At 46.9% G+C, this 20,776-nt stretch carries 16 protein-coding genes and 3 pseudogenes; 15 read left to right on the top strand and 4 right to left on the bottom strand.

Annotated elements, in window-relative coordinates; all coding sequences use genetic code 11:
* Window positions 1-303: pseudogene (locus RIE73_RS18420) on the bottom strand (serine/threonine protein kinase); the annotation flags it as partial.
* 553 nt (window positions 304-856) lie between these two features.
* On the opposite strand from RIE73_RS18420, the gene RIE73_RS18415 reads away from it, so the two are divergent.
* The 4 genes from RIE73_RS18415 (at window position 857) to RIE73_RS18400 (ending at window position 3,084) form a co-directional block, all read left to right on the top strand.
* Window positions 857-1,231 (top strand): TMEM165/GDT1 family protein, encoded by a 375-nt coding sequence (locus tag RIE73_RS18415; RefSeq protein ID WP_446402559.1) that lies wholly within the window; start codon window positions 857-859, stop codon window positions 1,229-1,231.
* Between the two features lie 95 nt (window positions 1,232-1,326).
* The gene (locus tag RIE73_RS18410; protein ID WP_006102145.1) at window positions 1,327-1,608 is read left to right on the top strand and encodes a TMEM165/GDT1 family protein; all 282 of its coding nucleotides are present in this window, start codon (window positions 1,327-1,329) and stop codon (window positions 1,606-1,608) included.
* Between the two features lie 3 nt (window positions 1,609-1,611).
* On the top strand, window positions 1,612-1,740 hold the full coding sequence (locus tag RIE73_RS18405) for a hypothetical protein (protein WP_446402556.1): 129 nt from the start codon (window positions 1,612-1,614) through the stop codon (window positions 1,738-1,740).
* 87 nt (window positions 1,741-1,827) lie between these two features.
* The gene (locus tag RIE73_RS18400) at window positions 1,828-3,084 is read left to right on the top strand and encodes an FtsX-like permease family protein (protein WP_446402555.1); all 1,257 of its coding nucleotides are present in this window, start codon (window positions 1,828-1,830) and stop codon (window positions 3,082-3,084) included.
* Window positions 3,085-3,144: 60 nt separating this feature from the next.
* Here the strand turns inward: RIE73_RS18400 and RIE73_RS18395 are convergent, their stop codons facing one another.
* Window positions 3,145-4,683, bottom strand: a complete 1,539-nt coding sequence (locus RIE73_RS18395) for a multicopper oxidase family protein (RefSeq protein WP_446402558.1) — start codon at window positions 4,681-4,683, stop codon at window positions 3,145-3,147.
* Between the two features lie 1,050 nt (window positions 4,684-5,733).
* Here RIE73_RS18395 and rppA (RIE73_RS18390) point away from each other — a divergent pair.
* Entirely contained in the window at window positions 5,734-6,441 is a 708-nt protein-coding gene (rppA, locus tag RIE73_RS18390) for a two-component system response regulator RppA (RefSeq protein WP_446402554.1), read from the top strand.
* Between the two features lie 231 nt (window positions 6,442-6,672).
* A complete protein-coding gene (rppB, locus tag RIE73_RS18385) occupies window positions 6,673-8,067 on the top strand; it encodes a two-component system sensor histidine kinase RppB (RefSeq protein WP_446402553.1) in 1,395 nt (464 codons plus the stop codon).
* A 230-nt stretch (window positions 8,068-8,297) separates the two neighbouring features.
* Here rppB and RIE73_RS18380 read toward each other — a convergent pair whose 3' ends face one another.
* Entirely contained in the window at window positions 8,298-8,630 is a 333-nt protein-coding gene (locus RIE73_RS18380; protein ID WP_446402552.1) for a hypothetical protein, read from the bottom strand.
* A 175-nt stretch (window positions 8,631-8,805) separates the two neighbouring features.
* Between RIE73_RS18380 and RIE73_RS18375 the strand changes: the two genes are divergently transcribed.
* The 4 genes and pseudogenes from RIE73_RS18375 to RIE73_RS18360 all read left to right on the top strand — a co-directional run.
* A complete protein-coding gene (locus RIE73_RS18375; RefSeq protein WP_446402551.1) occupies window positions 8,806-9,003 on the top strand; it encodes a hypothetical protein in 198 nt (65 codons plus the stop codon).
* Between the two features lie 140 nt (window positions 9,004-9,143).
* Window positions 9,144-9,263: pseudogene (locus RIE73_RS18370) on the top strand (ROK family protein); the annotation flags it as partial.
* A gap of 40 nt (window positions 9,264-9,303) precedes the next feature.
* Window positions 9,304-10,206 carry an Rpn family recombination-promoting nuclease/putative transposase gene (locus RIE73_RS18365; protein WP_446402550.1) on the top strand — a complete coding sequence of 301 codons (903 nt, stop codon included), beginning with the start codon at window positions 9,304-9,306 and terminating at the stop codon, window positions 10,204-10,206.
* Between the two features lie 370 nt (window positions 10,207-10,576).
* A pseudogene (locus tag RIE73_RS18360) lies at window positions 10,577-12,075 on the top strand (efflux RND transporter permease subunit); the annotation flags it as partial.
* 179 nt (window positions 12,076-12,254) lie between these two features.
* Here RIE73_RS18360 and RIE73_RS18355 read toward each other — a convergent pair.
* The gene (locus RIE73_RS18355) at window positions 12,255-13,253 is read right to left on the bottom strand and encodes a hypothetical protein (protein WP_446402549.1); all 999 of its coding nucleotides are present in this window, start codon (window positions 13,251-13,253) and stop codon (window positions 12,255-12,257) included.
* A 538-nt stretch (window positions 13,254-13,791) separates the two neighbouring features.
* Here RIE73_RS18355 and rppA (RIE73_RS18350) point away from each other — a divergent pair.
* The 5 genes from rppA (RIE73_RS18350) (at window position 13,792) to RIE73_RS18330 (ending at window position 20,572) form a co-directional block, all read left to right on the top strand.
* The gene (rppA, locus tag RIE73_RS18350) at window positions 13,792-14,499 is read left to right on the top strand and encodes a two-component system response regulator RppA (protein ID WP_446402548.1); all 708 of its coding nucleotides are present in this window, start codon (window positions 13,792-13,794) and stop codon (window positions 14,497-14,499) included.
* On the top strand, window positions 14,484-14,648 hold the full coding sequence (locus RIE73_RS18345) for a mercury resistance system transport protein MerF (RefSeq protein WP_446402547.1): 165 nt from the start codon (window positions 14,484-14,486) through the stop codon (window positions 14,646-14,648). The genes rppA (RIE73_RS18350) and RIE73_RS18345 overlap by 16 nt, the downstream gene beginning before the upstream one ends.
* Window positions 14,633-15,274: a hypothetical protein gene (locus RIE73_RS18340; protein ID WP_446402546.1), complete on the top strand. Its 642-nt coding sequence runs from the start codon at window positions 14,633-14,635 to the stop codon at window positions 15,272-15,274. Before RIE73_RS18345 ends, RIE73_RS18340 begins: the two co-directional genes overlap by 16 nt.
* Window positions 15,275-15,591: 317 nt before the next feature.
* Complete coding sequence (locus tag RIE73_RS18335) at window positions 15,592-17,352, top strand: efflux RND transporter periplasmic adaptor subunit (RefSeq protein WP_446402545.1); 1,761 nt, start codon at window positions 15,592-15,594, stop codon at window positions 17,350-17,352.
* 43 nt (window positions 17,353-17,395) lie between these two features.
* Window positions 17,396-20,572, top strand: coding sequence for an efflux RND transporter permease subunit (locus RIE73_RS18330; RefSeq protein WP_446402557.1), 3,177 nt, complete (start codon window positions 17,396-17,398; stop codon window positions 20,570-20,572).
* The last annotated feature ends 204 nt before the right edge of the window (window positions 20,573-20,776 follow it).

The raw sequence follows: 20,776 nt of genomic DNA, 5'->3' as shown, positions 1-20,776 counted from the left end.
AATATACTCCTGTACTAAACCAAACCAGTACAATCGGGCACCGATTTCCTTATCCAGGGAAAAATAGTCTCGATAGTTAGGAATTTGGGGATGATTCAGTTGTTTAAGAACCGCCGCTTCTCGTTCAAATAACTTAAACTCATCCCATTGCATCTGAGGACTAAACGCCAGTAGTTTGACGATGACAGGTTCCGGGGGCGATGAGTTCAAATCTTGGGCTAACCAAGTTTGACGACCTGCATTATTGGTTAACTGCTGTTGCAGTTGGTAACGTCCCTGTAATATTTGCGCTGTTTTTAACATGGTTCGCCTCGGATAGCGATGTTTCTCAACGCCTAGGAATAGGGGAAAGTTTCCTCAGAGGTTGATTGAGTGGTGTCTCAACGCCAGCTTATTTCCGGAAATATCTCGAATTTCCCTGTAAATCAGCCTTCAATCATCACCAATTCCCCATGTTCAGAATAAGCCCTAAAAAAACGGTGGCGATCAGCTTCGGCAAAAATCTTTACACACCGCAGTCGCCCGTGAGACCATGTCCCTTGGGTAGAGGGCTAGTGCAAGAAGGCAGAAGGCAGGAGGCAGGAGGCAGAAGGGCAGAAAGCTTATACCGTAAGATTTTGCACCTTTTTTAACTGGAGAGTTACTTCCGCCGCGCTGGGATGTAAGCCAGCCTTCTCGATAACCTCGATCACGCCATGTCTGGACAACCCAATCCGGTTTAAGTCCATTTTGTAAAGTTCTGCAAAGATGAAGAGAATATGAGACTATAAAGGAGATTGACGTAAGTTGGGAACCTCCTGTGAAACTATCTTCCCTGCCCATCGTCGGTTTTGTTCTGACAGCACCCTTTTCATTGATGAATCCAGCCCCCAAAGATGTCTCTGATCCGTCTGAGTTACCAATTTCCCCCACTCCGAACAGTTTGCGTCCCATCGTCAAGCGCCAACGGGGGATATGGGGTATCTTTAGTTCCACCTTCCTAACCATTTTTCTAGCTGAGATTGGCGATAAAACCCAACTGGCTACCCTGCTGATCAGTGCAGAATCTCAATCCCCGTGGATTGTGTTTACAGGTGCGGCGATCGCACTAATTACCACTAGCTTAGTCGGTGTCTTGCTGGGAACCTGGTTAGCCAAGCGTTTACCGCCCAAAACCCTGGAAACCGCCGCCGGGACATTATTACTCTTCATTTCCGTTATGCTGCTATGGGATGTGGTGCAACTGGGATGAAACAATTTGGAGTGTGTAGGGTTTACTCCGATCATTTGGTTTTCACCCAGATGTGACTAAACCCGCCCCGACTGAATCACAGAGATTTTAATAGTATGGATTGGCAATTACTAGGATTAAGTTTCATTACCGTATTTTTAGCCGAAATTGGAGACAAAAGCCAACTGGCGGCGATCGCGCTTGGGGGTAGCCTCAAGTCGCCTCGTGCCGTATTCTTGGGGGCTGTAGCCGCACTGCTGTTAGCCACGTTGATTGGCGTATTAGCTGGGGGAGGCGTGGCGCAACTGTTCCCGGTGCGAATTCTCAAAGCGATCGCGGCGGTGGGTTTCGCATTAATGGCAGTTCGCTTGTTGTGGCCCTCCGAAGATGAAGCATGAGTTATGAAGGCAGAAGGCAGAAGGCAGAAGGCAGAAGGCAGAAGGCAGAAGGCAGAAGGCAGAAGGCAGAAGGCAGAAGGCAGAAGGCAGAAGGCAGAAGGCAGAAGGCAGAAGGCAGAAGGTCAGGAATAAGCTGATGTGCCTGTACCTATTTTCATCTCCCCCAGCTTCCCTGTTCCCTGTTCCCTGTTCCCTGTTCCCTGTTCCCTTAAAACTATAATGGTTTCTCTCGCCCGGAAAAACTTACTTGAAGACATTCCCCGCTTTTTAGTCGCCCAAGCCGGGATTATGTTTGCAGTGAGTTTAGTTACCTTACAAACAGGTATTTTTAATGGATTTACCCAATCCACGGCTCAGTTAATTTATAATTCTAACGCAGATATTTGGGTAGCATCGGATAAATTGGTGCAAGTTGAATTAACACTACCCATTCCCTTATCTCATGTTATCTCCGCCCGTAAAGTGGAAGGCGTTGCCAAAGCCGAAGCCCTGATTTTTAGTGGCGCGTTGTGGAATCCACCCCAAGGGGAAATTACCCGCGTCAGAGTTGTAGGATTTGACCCCAATGGGCAATTATTTCAACCCATCAATCTAGTGCAAGGCGATGTCAGGGACTTAACTGAACCCTATAAAATTATCGTCGATGCAACCAACCAAGATTCCCTGAATGTACAACAGATTGGGGATATTGCCCGTGTCAATTCCTTGCCCGCCCAAGTGGTAGGTTTCACCCAAGGGAATGCATCGATTGTGTCCAATTCCTTCATGTTTACCTCCCTAACCAGTGCGAATGCGTTCTTAACATCGGGTCAAAAGTCGGAACTCTCCTGTAAATTGCCCTCAGGTGCTGAGGATTTAATTTGTACCAATACCTATTCGAGGGTATCGGAAGCCGAACTGCGGAATCAACCGCCACCGCCACCGAATCCATTAGTCGCTTCTGACTTGATTCAATATGTTTTAATTGCGGCAGAACCGGATCAGGATTTGTCACAACTGAAAGCACGATTAGAGAAAGCGTTACCGAATGTCAGTACCTATACTCGCGAGGAATTTATTAAAAGGAATCAAAACTTTTGGCAACAACGAACGGGTATTGGCTTTATCCTCGGAATGGGGGCGGTGGTTGGTGTTGTAGTGGGTGTGATTATTGTTGGTCAAATTCTTTATTCATCGGTCTCTGACCATATTACCGAGTTTGGCACGCTTAAAGCCATCGGCGCGTCAGATTGGCGTATTTACGGTGTGATTATTGAACAGGCGATGTGGATGTCGATTCTGGGTTATCTCCCAGCCATGATTCTCTGTTACAGCGTAGCCCTGTGGACATCAGCGACTCAGGGAATTGTGATTCTGATCACCCCCGTCTCTGCGATCGCAGTTTTGGCGATAACCGTGGGAATGTGCGTCGGTTCGGCGATTTTCGCGATTCAGAAAGTGACGCGCCTTGATCCGGCGATGGTGTTTAATCAGTAAAAACCCTTCTGCCCTGTGGCTTGTCTGTGCCTAAATGTGAGTATTCAACCAGATATGATATTACGTCTGAATTTCCAGATTGCCCATCATCCCCAAATCTTCATGATCAAGGATGTGACAGTGATAAACAGTTTTGCCTGCAAAATCTCGGAAAGGAATGCGAATGCGGACAGTTTCCCCTCTAGGAACTAAAACTGTATCTGTCCAAGCTGGGTAAGGTTCTGATTTCCCATTGCGGCTGATGACTTGGAATGAATTGGTGTGAATGTGAAAGGGATGATCCATCATTCCCGTATTCACGATTTCCCAGTCTTCAACTGTATTAAGCTGAACTTGGGTATCGATGCGATCGCTCTTGTAAGGTTGACCGTTAATTAGAAACACCATGCCCATCCCCGGCTCCATCCCGTGATTGAGCTGAAAGCGTCGCACCTGTTGGGGTTCAGGTAACGTCGGTATGGATAAGAGTTTGGTGGGTAGAGGAACGGGTTCTACAGCGTTTTCGTAATTGAGAGTGGCTAACACTGTTGGGGCGTTGTCCTCTCTTCCCATCATGCCTCGACCACCCATCATACCTTGACCACCCATCATGCCTCGACCACCCATCATGCCTTGACCACCCATCCTACCTCTGCCACCCATCATGCCTTGACCACCCATCATCCCCATTCCGCCTCGATTATAGGGAAGATTCCGCAAGGAATATTGTCCTGGGTTTCTATCCCCCCGCACCAGCACTTCGGCTCGTTGTCCAGGTGTTAGCAGCAATTCTGACAGTTCTACAGGTTCGGCTAAGGAACCGCCATCTGTAGCAATCAGATAAAAGGGATGATTGTCCAGAGACAGCCGATAAAAACGAGACGGGGAAGCATTAAGGATGCGCCATCGGAGTAAACCATTAGCGGGTATGGATAATGTTGGGTTAAGCTGACCATTAATCGTGATCAGTTGTCCTTCCCGTCCCGTCATCGCTGACATTTGATTTGAAGGCAACATTCGCCCGTTCTCATCCAAGGCAAAATCTTGGAGAACCAGGAATTCTTCCTGAGCGGCTTGAATTTCGGGAATGTCATCCAACTCCCCGCGCACAATAAATAAACCCGCTAAACCGCCAAATAGCTGCTCGGCGACTAAGCCATGACGATGGGGATGATACCAAAATGTGCCAGCCGGATGGTCTTGGGGAATCGTAAACTCATAGTCAGTTCTTTCTCCCGGCTCGATGCTGAGAAAGACATTATCCGCATTTCCCGTAACCGGAATGTGCAATCCGTGATAGTGCAAATTCGTGGGTTGGGAGAGATTGTTGGTGAAGTGGATGCGAACGGTATCTCCGGGTTTAGCTTCCAAACGAGGAGCAGGAATCTGTCCGTTGTAGGTCAAAAGATACGCCTGCTGACCCCCCAAATCAACAGCACCGGAACTGGCTTCTAGGTCAAGTTCTAGTAAACCATCCCGGCTTTGATGCAGTGAAGATCCGGCAATTGGTGATTTTGAGGTTTGTTTGCTATTTTGTCCGATTGCACAGCTCGTTCCTAAAGCCACTCCAGCTCCAGCTACACTCAGAGCAATAAACGTTCGGCGATTTATCTTTGACATGGTTGATTCGGTTCCCGATAACAGCAGGGGACTTGACTGTTGATGCATCCAAGAAGTTAGGCGTTTGAGCATAATTAAAACCTCACCATTAATTCTTTGCTTGGGGTTGGGACTCTACTTCAAACTTAGACTCTCCAGTTAGGTGGAGTGTCAACCGGGAAACTCTGTTCCCATTGGGGGCTTCCCGGATAAAGTCTTCGTAAAGAGCGAACTGAGTTACTATGTCTCAATTCGTTGAGTGACTAATAAGCCAGTATGTCACAGACAAATGAATTCAGTATGAAATCTCTTTATGCTATTCGGTAGAAATCCTGACTAATCTCAAGGTAGGATGCGATCACTAGAGTCAAGTCTCTCCAGTCAAACGCAAGCTGTCCTTATTCATCAGAAGGGTAGTGTCAACCGACAAGGTGATTGTTTAGTGGTAGTTGAGACTTATAATAAAGAGACCTAGAGCGATCGCGGTCATCACAGGCCAGGCAGTAGTCGCTAGAACTATACTTGCCACTATGAAGGTTACTATGAAGGTTACACTGACAACAATTGTCGCTATTAAGGACAATATTAAAATGATTTTAGTTGTTAGTGACAATCCTGAAAAACAATCCATGTCTACTCCTTGACTTATACTTAATACGGGTTATCTATCTATTAATTAAATATGATTTACGGATATTCTCTTCTACTAAAAAAGTCCTCAACTATAAATATTTATGTCTAATTGCATTGAAAAATAAACCATTCTAGACAAAATTTTATTTTTGTTTCATTTTAACTGGTCGGAGATGTCTAATTTATCGCTCTATTCTTACCATATAAACTATATAAACGTTTTAATGGTTGGGCTTGTGTGATCTAAATTATCTTATGTCAGTGATATTTATCAGATGCTAATTACGATGGACAAATTTTTCCCTGCTTACCCTGTTTAATTTAATCTCCATTTCACCTTATTTTGGAATAATGGTAACTGGTAATTCAGTCATCTACCGTCAGTAGCGTTGTAGTCTAAAAATTGAAGCTTACTCTAAGCGTTGACAGGTTAAGTCTATGAGAGTGTTGCTAGTTGAAGATGAGCCAGACTTGGGGGCTGCCATTAAGCGAGCGTTAAGTCTAGAAAAGTACGTGGTTGATTGGGTTGTTGATGGTACTGAAGCTTGGGGCTATTTAGAAAATCAGGAAATGCAGTATACGTTGGCTATTTTAGACTGGTTACTACCCGGACTATCGGGACTAGAGCTACTGCGTCGGCTGCGTGCGAAAAAAAGTTCCTTGCCCGTCTTGATGCTAACCGCAAAAGACCGCTTGGAAGACCGGGTGGCGGGTTTGGATGCGGGAGCAGATGACTATTTAGTCAAGCCGTTTAGAATGGCAGAGTTGCTAGCCAGAGTTAGGGCGTTGCAGCGGCGATCGCCTCAACTCCAACCCCAACAACTTCAAGTAGGCAGCCTGACGCTCGACTGCGGGACTCGAACAGTTTATCGTGTCGCGGCTCAGGGAGAAAAACAGGAGGTGCCGCTGACTAATAAGGAGTACCAGCTTCTAGAGTATTTCATGAGGCATCCCAATCAAGTGGTGACTAGCGACCAAATTCGCAATCAGCTCTGGGAAGTGAGTGCAGAACCCATGAGTAATGTCGTGGCGGCACATATTCGCTTGCTGCGCCGCAAACTTGAATCAATCGGCTGCGCGATTCCAATTGAAACGGTACACGGTGTAGGATACCGTCTTAATGTGGGCAACGATGCATCAAAATAAGCTATAGCATTTTCATTTGGGTCGTAAACACAGGAACCTGGTAAAAAGGCAATAGGCAATAGGCAATAGGCAATGAAAGAGAGAAGGAGTTTTTTTGAAAGCAAAGAAAAGACAATCTAGTGCAGCGCGGCTTAAAATACTAACCAGTTAACAAGCTCCTTAAAAGCAGCTACATTATGTTCCTTATAGCCTTCTGCCATCTGCCTTCGGACTTCTGCCTTCTTGTACTAGATGCACATTTCATTTGAAAACGCTATATTTAGCCAGACTCGTAGAAAATTGGCACTCTCCTATGCCTTCGTCATGGGTGTCATTTTGAGCCTGTTGGGGTTTGGGGTTTATGAAGCGATCGCTCATGCTCATTTAATCACCTTAGAGCGGGAGTTAAAATCCGTAGCCGGGACACTCCATGACAGCCTAGAGTCAAAACTGAAGCAGCCTGGACAAGTGGAGCCAAGGGTTCGGGATATTTTACCGAATCTTTGTTTAGTGGAGATAAACTGCTCTCCAGCACGGGTGAATGGTGAACGCCACAGGCTCAGTGCTGTTAACCAAGGAGACTACTACATCCGGCTATTTGATCAGTCAGGCAATTTGGTGGCGATCGCGGGGGCTGATCCAGCCGGATTACCCCTCGTGTTCAACCAGGAATCTTGGCACACTGTATCCGATGAAGAGGGCAACACCTACGAGCAAATTTCCCTATCCCTACATACCCAGGATCAGCAGGATTGGGGCTACTTACAGGTAGGGCGTTCTGTGCGAGACATTAATGACTACATGAGTACAGTGAAATTAATTTTGGGATTGGGGTTGCCTATTGCCATGATTCTTGTTGGCGTTGCCAGTTGGGGGTTAGCGGGGTTAGCCATGCAACCCATTTACAAATCATACAAGCAAATCCAACAATTTACCGCTGATGCGGCTCACGAGTTGCGAACCCCTGTCGCCGCGACACTGGCGACAGTTGAATCGGCTTTGTTGATGCCCAACTTAGATGAAAAAGAGGCACGAAACATCCTGGACATTGTTGAACGACAGAATCGGCGGCTAAGTCAGTTGGTTGCGGATTTGCTATTGTTGTCTCGCCTGGATCGGCAACCTGTATCGGTGCTACGTCAGAAGTGCTGTCTAAATGACTTGGTGAGTGATTTAGTTGAGGAATTAGCCGCCTTAGCTGTTGCTTCTCAGATCACGCTGAGTTCTGAGGTACGAGTGGGAATTCCGATGGCGGCGATCGGGGATGAGGAACAGCTTTATCGCTTAGTGTCTAATTTAATTATTAATGCCATCCAATACACGCCAGTCGGGGGAAACGTAACGGTTATTTTAGACAAGAGTGATCATTATGGGGTGATCCAAGTTAAAGATACCGGGATTGGCATTACCCCAGAAGACCAAGGACAGATTTTTGATCGCTTCTATCGAGTGAATAGCGATCGCTCTCGCCATACGGGGGGTTCGGGATTAGGCTTGGCAATTGCGGCTGCGATCGCGCAGTCACACCACGGTAGTTTGCAGGTACAGAGTGAATTAGGCGTTGGCAGTATCTTCACCCTGCGATTGCCTTTGGTGGGAAGTTCCGTGACATCTCCTACACCCACCTCATTAGGGGCTGCTGAATAAGTCTTGTGGTGGGTGGGGAAGAGACAGAAGGCAGGAGGCTCCAGGGCAGAAGGGAAGAGGGTTTAATCCAACACAAAATCGTTGTCCTGCGAGTGTTTTCGGAGCTATATGCAACTTGAAAGAGCAAACCTGTGGTCAGTGTCAACAGCAGAGGAAAAAGCATAATTGGCGCGAGAGCGCGATGCAGTTGGCGCGTGTAGCGTTTGATTAAAACAGACATATCAGTTTGATCACCTCCGCTGTTTCCAGAAAAATAGTCCTAAGGGAGTACCCATTAACAAGACAAAGATTGACTCTCCCAGTCCTGTGGGCATGAGAGTTGATGCTTGGCTAGTCATGGAGTATTCATCAGGAGCCGTTGTGGGCATTGATTCGTTGGGCATATCAGATTGAACGGGGGTTTCCACCTTTTGGCTTTGCTGCTCTTGTTCGGCAGTTTGGGAGGTAGAAGCGGGGGTTTTTGGGGTCTGGGAGTGAGGTTCTGAACCATGTGCCAATAACGAACGGGCAGCAACTGTTAACAAAAGCACACTAATTCCCGTTGTTTTGATGACTGTTCGCATTGATCGTGCCAGTTTCATTCGGAAATCCATGATGCTTTAATTCCACTTGGCGAGAGCTGAATGAATCAGTTTTTGTTATTATGCCAAAACAGTATGAAATTAGCATGAAATCTGTCTGAATTGGGCAAAAAAATTTAGGCGGTCAACCCTGAATGTAACGTTTGATGAAAATGAATTGACCCTCCTCTTGCGATCGCACGGAAAAGCCGCTAATCCCCTAATTCATGATTACACGGTTCCCAGTGAACGGAAACGATTGCTAGAAATCGCTGATTCGATTCAACTACCCCGTTCAATTGCTGACTCCCTTTATGCCTTTATTCCCACTGAAACAGGAATGCTGGTGATTTTGGGTATGTCCCGCCTAACCTAATCGACTCAGCCTTCACCTCGCCTGACGTACCGCCGCGTCTGGTTCTGTGGCAACCAAAAATGGTCAACCCACCGAGTATCGCCTGTGGGCGTTGGCGGGTCAAGTACAAACCTTTCCGATTGAAACACCCAGAAATTTAACGTCGAGTGTTACCCAGTTCTCGTACAGGTTTACAGTTACTTACCGCGACGTTAGGGAATCAGGCGGGAATAGTCGGGGCAGCTAAATTAGCCTTACAAATGAGAAACGATGAACTATGATTAATTATCAGAGCAAGTAAACGTTCCCATCGATGCCGTTATGTCCCAAACACACATCCGATTTGATTGGGCGATTAAAAAATTACTGAGAAACAAAGCCAACTACGGTGTTTTGGCGGGTTTCTTGAGCGAGTTATTGGGAAAACCCATCAAGATCCAATCAATACTTGAAAGTGAAAGTAATCAACAAACCGAGGATGACAAGCTAAGTCGAGTCGATATTCTGGCGGAAAATGACCAGGGTGAATTGATTCTCATTGAAGTGCAAAACAATACAGAGCAAGATTATTTTCATCGGATGCTCTACGGCACAGCCAGATTAATTACCGACTTCCTGGAAAAAGGAGAACCGTATGGAAATGTGAAAAAAGTCTATTCAGTGAACGTCGTCTACTTTTCTCTGGGACAGGGGAATGATTATATTTATAAAGGAATATTAGATTTTCGGGGTTTGCACCTAGAAGACCGTTTAGGACTATCAATAAACCAGCAGAATCTGTTTAATATCCAAGACGTACATGAGATTTTTCCGGAGTATTATGTCATTAAAGTCAACAACTTTAACGACGTAGCGAAAACCACCCTAGATGAATGGATATATTTCTTGAAAAAGAGCCAAATCAAAGAGGAATTTACCGCCCAAGGTTTAGCGGAAGCGAAGGAAAATTTACTCGTCGATAGCTTGAGTGAAGAAGAAAGAGCCAACTATCTGAGATTTATGGAAAATCGACGCTATGAAATCAGTATGCTACAAGGTTCGCGCTCAGAGGGAAGATTAGAGGGAAGATTAGAGGGTTTAGAAGAGGGTCTCAAAGAGGGAATAGAGCAAGGGAAACAGCAGGAAAAGATTAACATAGCCAGAACATTAAAACAAAGAGGGGTTGATCCTGACACAATTGCACAAGGAACAGGGTTGACTATAGAAGAAATTGAGAAACTGTAGCGATTTTAGATGAGAAGGCAGAAGGTAGGAAGCAGAAATTACATTTAGATAGGACTTACGCAAAGACCATATCTGTAGTGGGCTGACACAGCTAAAATTGTGGAATAGATTTGACGTTTAAACCGGGCGCACGCCATGCGCCCCTACAATTCTAATCTACCATTTTAGGTGTGCCACGACGCCATCGTGTGTTAGCCTAGCGTAACGCACCTTAACCAATATATATGGTGGGGCTGCGTAAGTCCTGTTAGAGCTTATCCGAGTCGTATTGGAATTAGTGTCAACAACCCACGCTTCATCCTTAACGGATAGAAGCGGGGCGTGTGAAAAGCGCCCTTGTTGATTAGCCTCAGCTAGAAATAGCTACGGGCTGGCGGTGATTTTTTCCACCGTGATCATCATTGTGGTATTCGCACCGATTTTTAGTTTGACTGGCGTGGAGGGACGTATTTTTGCGCCGATGGGGTTGGCATATTTGCTGTCAATCGCAGCTTCTACACTGGTGGCGATGACTCTTTCTCCTGCCCTTTGTGCGATTTTGCTGGCAAATCAAACCTTGCCCCAAGAAGGCACGTTTGTATCCCGATGGGCAGAACGGCTCTATCGCCCGTTGCTGAATGTTTCCTTGCGATCGCCCCAAATTATTTTAGGTGTGGCACTGGCGGCTTTAGTGGCGGCTTGTGCGATCGTTCCTTCCCTAGGACGGGTGTTTCTGCCGGAATTTCAGGAAAAGTCGATGGTAAACTCGATGGTGTTATTTCCGGGTGTGTCCCTGGATATGACAAATCGGGCAGGGATAGCGCTTTCTAAATCACTTCAGGACAATCCCCTCTATGAATGGGTGCAGGTACGGGCGGGACGCGCTCCTGGGGATGCTGATGGGGCTGGAGTGAGTATGGCACACGTTGATGTGGAACTGAGTGATCGGGCGCTGAAAGACCGGGAAGCCAGCGTTAAACACCTGCGCGAAGCCTTCCTAAAGTTGCCCGGTGTCGCCCCTAATATTGGCGGATTTATCTCCCACCGCATGGATGAGGTACTCTCTGGAGTCAGAAGTGCGATCGCGATAAAAATCTTTGGTCCGGATTTGATCGAACTCCGCCAGATTGGTGAACAGGTGCGCGATGTTATAGAACCGATTCCTGGGGTTGTAGACTTGCAGCTTGAACCCCAACTGCCCATACGTCAGGTGCAAATCCACTATGATCGGGCGGCGGCGGCGATCTATGGATTAAGCATGGAACAATTGTCAGAGGTGGTAGAAACGGCTCTGAATGGTCGAGTGGTGTCCCAGGTAGCGGAAAACCAGCAGCTTATTGATATCTATGTCTCACTGACAGAAAAGGCGCGTAACAGTTTAGATGCGATTGGTGGGATTCCCCTGTCCACTCCCACGGGAGAAACCATCCCCCTGAGTACCGTGGCTGAAGTAGATTACGGCATGGGCGCGAATGTGGTGAATCGGGAAGATGTTTCCCGCTTAATTGTCGTTTCCGCTAACGTTGCTGAACGGGATTTGGGCAGTGTGGTTGGTGATATTCAAGCTCAAATTCGCCAAAATGTACAGTTACCGTAATTGTCAACGGTTCTCTAGAACGAGTGAACGCCATCTTGATGACAGCAATCACCTCAGCATTGGGAATGTTGCCGTTAGCGATCGCCAGTGGCGCTGGAAATGAGATTTTACAACCATTGGCAATTGTGGTTTTGGGTGGTTTGTTTACCTCCACAGCCTTGACATTGTTGGTGATTCCTGCACTTTATGCCAAGTTTGGTAAGCGGTTGATGCCCAAACAAAAAAATACGGTGGTTAAGACGAGTTTTCCGGTGAATACCGCACCGCAATCATCGGTGGATTCACTGCTGTAGAGGTTTTGATTAGATTGGGGTTTCCATCCGTTCATTAATCCGTCTGTAGGGGCGCACGGCGTGCGCCCATTCCCCAACAATGGTGCAAAGGGCAATAGTCGGGAGTTTTCATGACACTATCGATATTCTGGCTTGGTGTAAATAGTATTCTGTAACTCTAGGTGATCTCAAGGGGAATTCTATGGGTCTCCATCCAATCCCCATCGTATTTGTTCTTTTAAACTTGACAAAAGATTAGGATACTGTTTTTGTATTTGACTGGATAATTCTTTGACTTTTTCTTTCTCTATTTTTATCTGCTGTTTATGCAACTCATTTAATTCAATAAAAACACGTTTCGAGAGCATTCCAGAAACATATTTTTTCCTTGTATTACCCCAGCCTTTTCGTTCCACTTCTTTGATTAGAATCGATTCAAACAACCATTGACTATCAGGGGAGCTTGATCCTGTACTAGGAAAAATGCAATTAAAAAGGTTATTAACACTTATTGCATCTTGACTTATTTTTTCTAACAATAAATTCTCTAAATCTCCATTGATTACCTGGATTTTATTTTTCTGATATGGTACTTTACAGACAAAATAAATTTGATTAAGTAACTTAAAACTACCTCTTTTGCCAAAAAGTAAATAACGTTTACGGGTTATGCCTAAAAACCCTTGGACTACTAAAACAATTAAGGCATTAGTCAAGGCTGTCACCGCTTCATCGTCTAAAAATTTTTTATCTTTTGCATCACGGTAATCATCGATATCAACAATGCTACCTGGATAGTTTAATTGGGTCGGCAAAACTTTAATATCAAGAAATTCGTCTACGGTCAATATGTACCTGAAAGGCAATCTAGCGCCTCTCAACCTTGAAACTTCTAATTCTGATCCTGTAGACTCAGAATGAAAATAATCAACTATTGTATTTGCGTGATAATAAGCTATTGTACAAATTAATAATGCAAACAATAAAAATAGAATGATTCCCCCAAAGAATCCAGATTGAATACCAATTAAAGCGAATACCGTCAGTAAAAAAAATGTAAAAATTAACGTTTTTCTACCTGATGCTGACTTGGATTTCACTAATTTATAAGGACAATATCGATTATTTTTTCTGTGCAAACAATCAAATATAGACAAGCCTGAACTTGCATTACAATTTGAACAAAAATTATGTTCCATTTTGATATAATCTCTGCTACCTGTGTTTATTTTACATTACCTGCGTTGCTTTTCACCCTAGTCAGTTCACCAGCCACGCCACGTCTATAGCTGGTGGTTTCACCTGCGACTCCTTTGGAATTAGCTGAAAGCCAGACAGGATAAGGGGTATAGCTAACGTCTTGGACTTTAAACTAATTCAACAGAGCCGGAAACTTATTTCTTGTGACTGCTGTCAGAAACATGACTATCTGGGTATTTTTCTCGGCATGATACTGGTTAACAGAGAAGTCGTGAGAATGTTGCCATTGTTCAAGAGTGTGAATATGCATTAGAACTTTAGGATACCTTAGCTGATTATATAATGACTCCCAGAATATCAGAGACGCGATCACCCATTCAAGAAAGGACATGAAATTACTTAACTGAGTTAGAAAAAGGTTTAACTGAAGTTCCTTAAAGTCGGGTCTAGAGAGGATGAAATTTAGGTGAAATAGCATCAACCTCGATACAATTAGTTAACGTCGCTCCTGCTCTGATACGATTGCACTCGGAAGTTATGCGAATTCTGTTAGTTGAAGATGAACTGGATTTAGGCGCAGCAATTAAGCGAGTCTTAGTCAGTGAGAAATATGTGGTGGATTGGGTACAAGATGGCACTCAGGCGTGGAATTACCTAGAGTATCAGTGGACAGATTACACCGTAGCCGTTTTAGACTGGTTACTGCCGGGACTATCGGGGTTAGAGTTATGTCAGCGGTTGCGATCGCGAAACAATGCCTTACCTGTACTGATGCTAACTGCCCTGAGTCAACCGGATAAACGAGTGGCGGGGTTGGATGCTGGAGCCGATGATTATTTGGTCAAACCCTTTGTCATGGACGAATTACTGGCACGGTTACGCGCTTTGCAGCGGCGCTCACCCCAGCTACACCCCCAAATCTTAAGCGTGGGTGGGTTCACCCTCGATCCTGCCAACAGCACCCTCCAAGTTTGCCGAATTGACCAATCTGTTGAGACAATTTCCTTGACTACCAAAGAATTTCAAATTCTCACCTACCTGATGCAAAATCGCGATCGCATCATTCCCGGTAGTAAGCTGCGCCATCAGCTTTGGGATCTAGACGCCGAACCCATGAGTAATGTTGTAGCGGCACATACACGTTTATTGCGCCGCAAACTAGCCCGCTACGGCTGCAATTGTCCCATTGAAACGGTTCCCGGTAAGGGCTACCGATTCACTGTCAAATCATGTTACAGGAAATGATCGCATTCGGGCAAGAATTAGCCGCGTGGGTGGGTTATCTTGACTACATTTTATTACCAGCTCTGTTTATCAGGCTTGCCTTAACTATCCTTTCCTACCATCATTATCGCCGTTTCTTGAGGAGATTGACACCATGGCTAAGGTTTTAGATCAAAACAAATCCTACACCTTTAGCAAGTATTTTGATTTGCCTTTTTCACCTGAAGATATTTTGGCAGATTTGGGCTGTACGCTTGAGCGCACTGATCGCGAAGATCTCCCCTATACGCGATGTGAACTCGATTGGTTACCTGAACTCGCACAGAGTATGCGGCGCAGGCTTAAACGGGTGAATACAACGACTGAACAAGCACGCCGGGAAGCATTAATTTTTCCACTGATTGATCGGATTTGCGATCGCTTAGACTGTTCAATCAATATTGAGTATACGGTTAATGTTAGCAATTGGTTAAAAGGCTCCTTGGATTACTATATTCCCAGTCCGAGTAATCTTCTCATCATTGAGGCGAAACAATCCGATTTGACCAAAGGCTTTACTCAGCTTGCTGTTGAATTGATTGCGCTGGATCGCTGGGTAGAAAGTGAGAGTCCGATTTTGTATGGTGCGGTTTCCAGTGGGGAAATTTGGCGATTTGGTCTGTATGATCGGGCTGCACATCATGTGGTGGAATATTTACCGTTGCATCGAGTGCCACAGGATGTGGAATTTGTAACGCGAACGATTATGGGAATTTTACAGGGAGAAGCAATGGCAGATGATGCAATCTTGAGCTGAAAGCTAACGCTATAGCTGCGCTTCACGCTTCGCTCCAATTTAAATGTATTACAACTTAAATCTAGTGTAGTGCGAAAGTGGTTAGCAGCTAGAGTTGCCGTGTAGCAGATGTTCTAAACCTTTAAATTCACTTAAGGCTGGTGGGCAATGCCCACCCTACGGTAAATCAAGAGTTTAGGCGAGCCAAAAATGCCAAGGTTCAGTGTAATTTCTCTTACAGATATCCGCCCGGTCATGATTTCATTCTGATTTCATAATTAACTGATACCTTTAAATAGATACGATTCTTCAGTAGTCTGATCCAGACTGAATGTCTTATGTCTCTGGAACCTCCCCTACCCCATTCGGATATTGACGAGTCTCGTCCCAATGCTCCAGACTCTTTATCTGAATCTCCTGACTCTTTAACGTCCGAACCAGACCAAGAAGTTCGACAGCCGTCTAACCGCAAGACATACGGACGGGTTTTATTAGGTCTAGGAGTCTTCGCTGTACTCAGTAGCAGTATTTTACTGATCACCGATCAAATCAAACCGACTAACTCGATGGCTGGGATGGAAGGTCATGATATGTCGGGAATGTCTCATGATGACATGATGCAGGTGAATGGTGCGTTTAACCCGATTCCGGTGACGGTAGAGGTAGTGCAGCCTGGAGAATTTGAGGCACAGGTGTCCTACACTGGCTCGATTATGCCTTATCAGGAAGTGGTTGTTTATCCACGGGTTGCCGGACAATTAACCAATTATTCAGTTTATCCCGGCGATCGCGTCAAGGCGGGACAAGTGTTGGCTCAATTGGATGCCACTGAACGCTCGACGGAATTGGCAGAAGCCCAAGCGGAAGCCGATGCGATGGAAACCTCGTTGCGGGCTAGCCAAGTCCAGATTGAAGAACAAACTCAAGAAATTGCCCGCTTGCAAGCTGAACTGGATTATTTACAGCTACGACAGAATCGCTTTGCCACCTTAGTCGCAGAAGGCGCGATCGCTCAAGATGACTTGGATATTGTCGCCTCTGAAGTGAATGCTAAACAAGCTGCGATTAGGAAAGCCCAAGCAGCACGAGCAAGGCTAATCGCCGAAGTGGATCAAAATCGCGCCAAGGTGGGTCAAGCGCGAGCGGAGGTAGGTACAGCGACGGTAATGCAAAGTTACACGAAATTGCAATCTCCGATTAGTGGTATTGTCCAAACTCGTATGGTTGATCCCGGCGTTGTTATACAGCCCGGTATGGGCGTGCTGAAAATTGGCGACTATTCACGAGTCCGACTCCAAGCGAATGTAGCACAGGAGGATGCTGGATATGTCCGGGTTGGTACGCCAATTCAAGCCCAAGTACCCGGAGTAACCGATCAGCCTTTAACTGGGAAGATTACCAGTATTTTCCCCCAAACCAACAATGACACCCGCACGGTGACAGTGGAAGCGGTGGTGGATAATCCTCAAGATCGTCTGTTATCCGGGCAGTTTTTGGAGATGACTATTCTCACCAATCGCAAGGCAAATACGATATCCGTTCCTCGAAACGCCGTGGGAGAATTCAATGGCACAGATTCAGTGTGGGTGATTGAGGACAATCAGGTGCAACGGCGTCAGGTTGAGACAGGGATGATCAGTGGCGATCGCATCGAAATTACCCAGGGACTGAAAATGGGCGATCGCGTGATTACCTCTGGAGATAGTCGTCTGGTTCCCAATGCTCAAGTGACGGTGGTGGATGACACTGGCGATCCCGTACCGATGCTGGGTGAGAGTAGTCAGGACAAGATTGAGGTTGCGATCGTTAACCCTGATCCCACCCAGGGATTTAAGTCAGGGGGGGCTGAACTTATCCTAGAAGTCCGTGATCCCCAGACTCAGGAACCCTTGCCAGCTCAGGATGTGGCGGTAGATGTCACCATGCCCATGCCGAATATGGAGCCAATGACTACGATGGTGGAACTAGAACCAACGGACAAACCCGGACAATTCCAGGTCAACACTCACTTTGGCATGGCGGGAGAGTGGCATATTAAAGTTGAGGTTAAAGACCCCGATTATGCGGGTAAAACTCTGCTCACGGTGCCAGTTGAGTAACATGATCAGGCACGTCTCTACATTTCCCCCCAGCGCTCCCATGATCAAAACCTTTCTCACTCGTTGGTCGATTAAGCATCCGGTAATTGTCGCCGCGCTGTACATTGCCGTGCTAGTGCTGTCCGTACTGAGTCTAATACTCCTACCCGTGCGGATGATGCCCTACGTGGAAAGCCCGTTGGTGTCGATTGTCACCATGGCACCGGGTTCCTCGCCCACAGAAGTTGAAACCTATATTAGTAAACCCATCGAACAACGGCTGACTGTGCTGGATAATGTGCGGTTTATTCGCTCTAGCTCTCAGCAAGATATGTCCTTAGTGACGATTCAATTTGCCTGGGGAGACGATATCAATCAAGCGGTGCAATCTGTGCAGAGCCTCATGACGGCTGCTGAGGGAGATATTGAACTGGATGGCTTGAATTCCCGTTCTTACTGGGTGTTGCCGATTGACCCCCTAAACCGTCCGGTGCTAACTCTGGCACTACAGGGAGATGGCTGGGACCCGGTGCAGCTACGGGAATTTGCGGATAACACCCTCGTTGATCGGCTAACCCAAGTGCCAAATGTCCAGGCTGTGTCCATCTTCGGCGGCTATCGGCGACAGCTTCAGGTGGTGGTTGATCGACAGAAGTTAGCCGCTTACGGGTTATCAATTTTGCAAGTACGGGATGCAATTGATGCCAATAACGTCAGCCAGGGCGCTGGGGTGCTGACTCAGGGGGACTCGGAAATCCTGGTGCGGGCAGATAAACGAGCGCTGAGTGCGGCGGATGTGATGGATTACCCAATCTTGGAGCAGGATGGGCAGGTGGTTTACATCCGAGATGTGGCTACCGTAGAAGATACGTTTGAGGAACGGCGTAGTGGCTACCGCTACAATGGCGAGGCGGCTTTGGCGGTTAACGTTATTCAGAAGCCGGATTCGAGTTCCCCGAAGGTGATCAAGCAGGTACGGGCAGAACTGGAGCAGATTCAGGCGGAGTATCCGGGTCTTAGCTTTGCAGAAGCTTATGATAACTCCTATTTGGTCAATATTATTCTTGATAGCACCTTCCAAGAGCTGCTGATTAGTGTGTTGCTGGCTGGGGTGGTGATTCTGATCTTTTTGGAAGATTTCCGCGCCACGGCGCTGATCATGATCTCCATCCCTACCTCTCTGGCTCTCTCCACCTTGCCTTTTATTCCCATCGAGATGTCCCTTAATTCCTCCACCCTGATTGGGATGATGATGGCGATTGGCAAACTGGTGGATGATTCCATCATCGTGATCGACTCCATTGAGCGGAAACTACGGGAAGGGCTACGCCCCCGACAAGCGGCAATTCAGGGAACGGGGGAGGTGTTTCTGGCAAGTGCAGCGGCAAGTTGTGTGATGATTGCAGCACTGTTACCGACGATTTTGGCGGGAGGGTTGACGGGACTGATGTTTGTGGGCATCGTGTGGCCCATGGTGTTTGCTTTTATTGCCTCGCTGATTGTGTCGGTAACGCTGATTCCCCTAATTGCAGCATTTGTGCTGAAGCCACCCCAGCAAAGACGCCAACGAAAGACGTGGTTGCAATGGCTGTTGACCCCAGTGCGGGTAGGCTTTGAGAAACTCGAACAGGGCTATGGTTGGCTGCTGGATCGCTGTATGAACAATCGGGAGGTGACGTTAGCGATCGCGGGATCTGCTATTGTGTTGGCGATCGCACTTTATCCCTTTGTGCCTCAGGAAATGATGCCCCTGGGGGATTCGGGTCAGTTTATGGCATCGCTGGAGATGGAACCGGGTACGTCTTTTGCTAAGACGGATGAAAGTACCTACCGCTTTGAGCAGATTTTACTCGCCCAACCGGACATCGCCAAAGTGTCCTCCCAAACAGGGTTTGAACTCACCCGTAATAGTACCTATTTCAGCGGCTACACGATGGGCAGCGTTAACTCCGCCTCTGTGATTGTCACCCTCAAGGGCGATCGCAACCGTGACATCTGGGAAATTATGGATAGCGTCGAAGCTGAAGCCCGCCGTACTATTCCCGGTTTGCGCCGTATTGCTTTAAAAGAGATGGGTGTAGACGTAATGGCAACCTCTGCGGCTCCGGTTCAGCTTGCGGTGTATGGGGAGGATTTAGACATACTTCATCGTTTAGCCCAAGATGTCCTCCGTATCGCCGCAGATACGCCCGGTTTAGTCATGCCCCAAACCAGTTCAGCCCTAACTCAGCCAGAATATCAGATCAAAGTTGATCGCCGCCGCGCTGAAGAACTGGGAATGAATGTGCGAATGGTAGCAGAACAAGCCCGCTACGCCCTCACCGGTGGCTTTACCCGCCGCTATTACAACCGCCCCAATCTGCGGCAAAATTCGATTCTGGTGCGCTACGAGGAGGAGGAACGTGGCACCCTGAGCAATTTGGCAAACACATACATTACCACACCGATGGGACAACAGGTTCCCCTGAAAACTGTTGCGACATTGGAACGGCATAATGGGCCTACCGTGATTGAGCATATTAATGGTCAACGGGTGGTGTATGTCAACGGTTACTACCGGAAAGGGGGTCTGGCTTCCATGGATTTGTCGATGGCGATCGCGATGCGGGCGGGAATGGAGTTGCAATTTCCCCCAGGTTATGGTATCGATTCCATGGGTGATATGACCGACATGATGATCGAGTTTGACCGTTTGCTCAAAGGGTTGGTTGTATCACTGATTTTAATTTATTTGATTCTCGTCATTCAGTTTGGCTCGTTTATTCAACCGTTGGTGATGATGCTGTCGGTTCCCCTGCAATTAGTCGGTGTCTTCGGTGGATTGATTTTGGCAGATCAAACCCTTTCAAGCGTTTCAATTCTGGGCATTGTCATCCTATCCGGTTTGTCTCTATCCGCAGCAATCCTGCTGCTAGAGTTGATCCTGGCGAAACGAGAAGAAGGGGTTCCCCGCGACGTGGCGATTCGCATGGCAGGTCCGGTTCGGTTAAAAGCGATTACCATGACAACCTGTACCACCGTTATCGTCATCGTGCGGCTGGCGTTCTTCCCAGAAATCGGTATGGATGCCTATTCCCCCATCGCTACTGTAATTCTAGGGGGGTTGCTGCTTTCAACCTTGTTAACCTTGGTGGTAGTGCCGGTGGTGTATTCCTTCATCGACGATGCTACCGAATGGCTGAAGCAGCGTGGACGGCGACGGCGCATGACTCAACGCCCAGATGCCGTTTTGGGAAATTGACTTCTCCCCTGGTTAAAAAGGCAGGGGATTCTAAGAGGATACTGCGGGACGGGCTAAAGCCGCGTCCCTCCGTTTCATCTTCTTAGAGTTCCAGAGGAAAACCCTGGATGGCGCAGTCAAAAACGCCCTACTGACCTTGGCTAGATCAAGACCTAGCTGTATCTCTACTTTGCGGAGGATATTAGCAGCCCCGTTAGCATCGGC

This window comes from Coleofasciculus sp. C1-SOL-03 (genome assembly GCF_040220555.1).
In the GTDB taxonomy this organism is placed as follows: domain Bacteria; phylum Cyanobacteriota; class Cyanobacteriia; order Cyanobacteriales; family Coleofasciculaceae; genus Coleofasciculus.
Note: the sequence above shows the minus strand (reverse complement) of the source record. Positions and strands in the feature narration are given on the sequence as shown.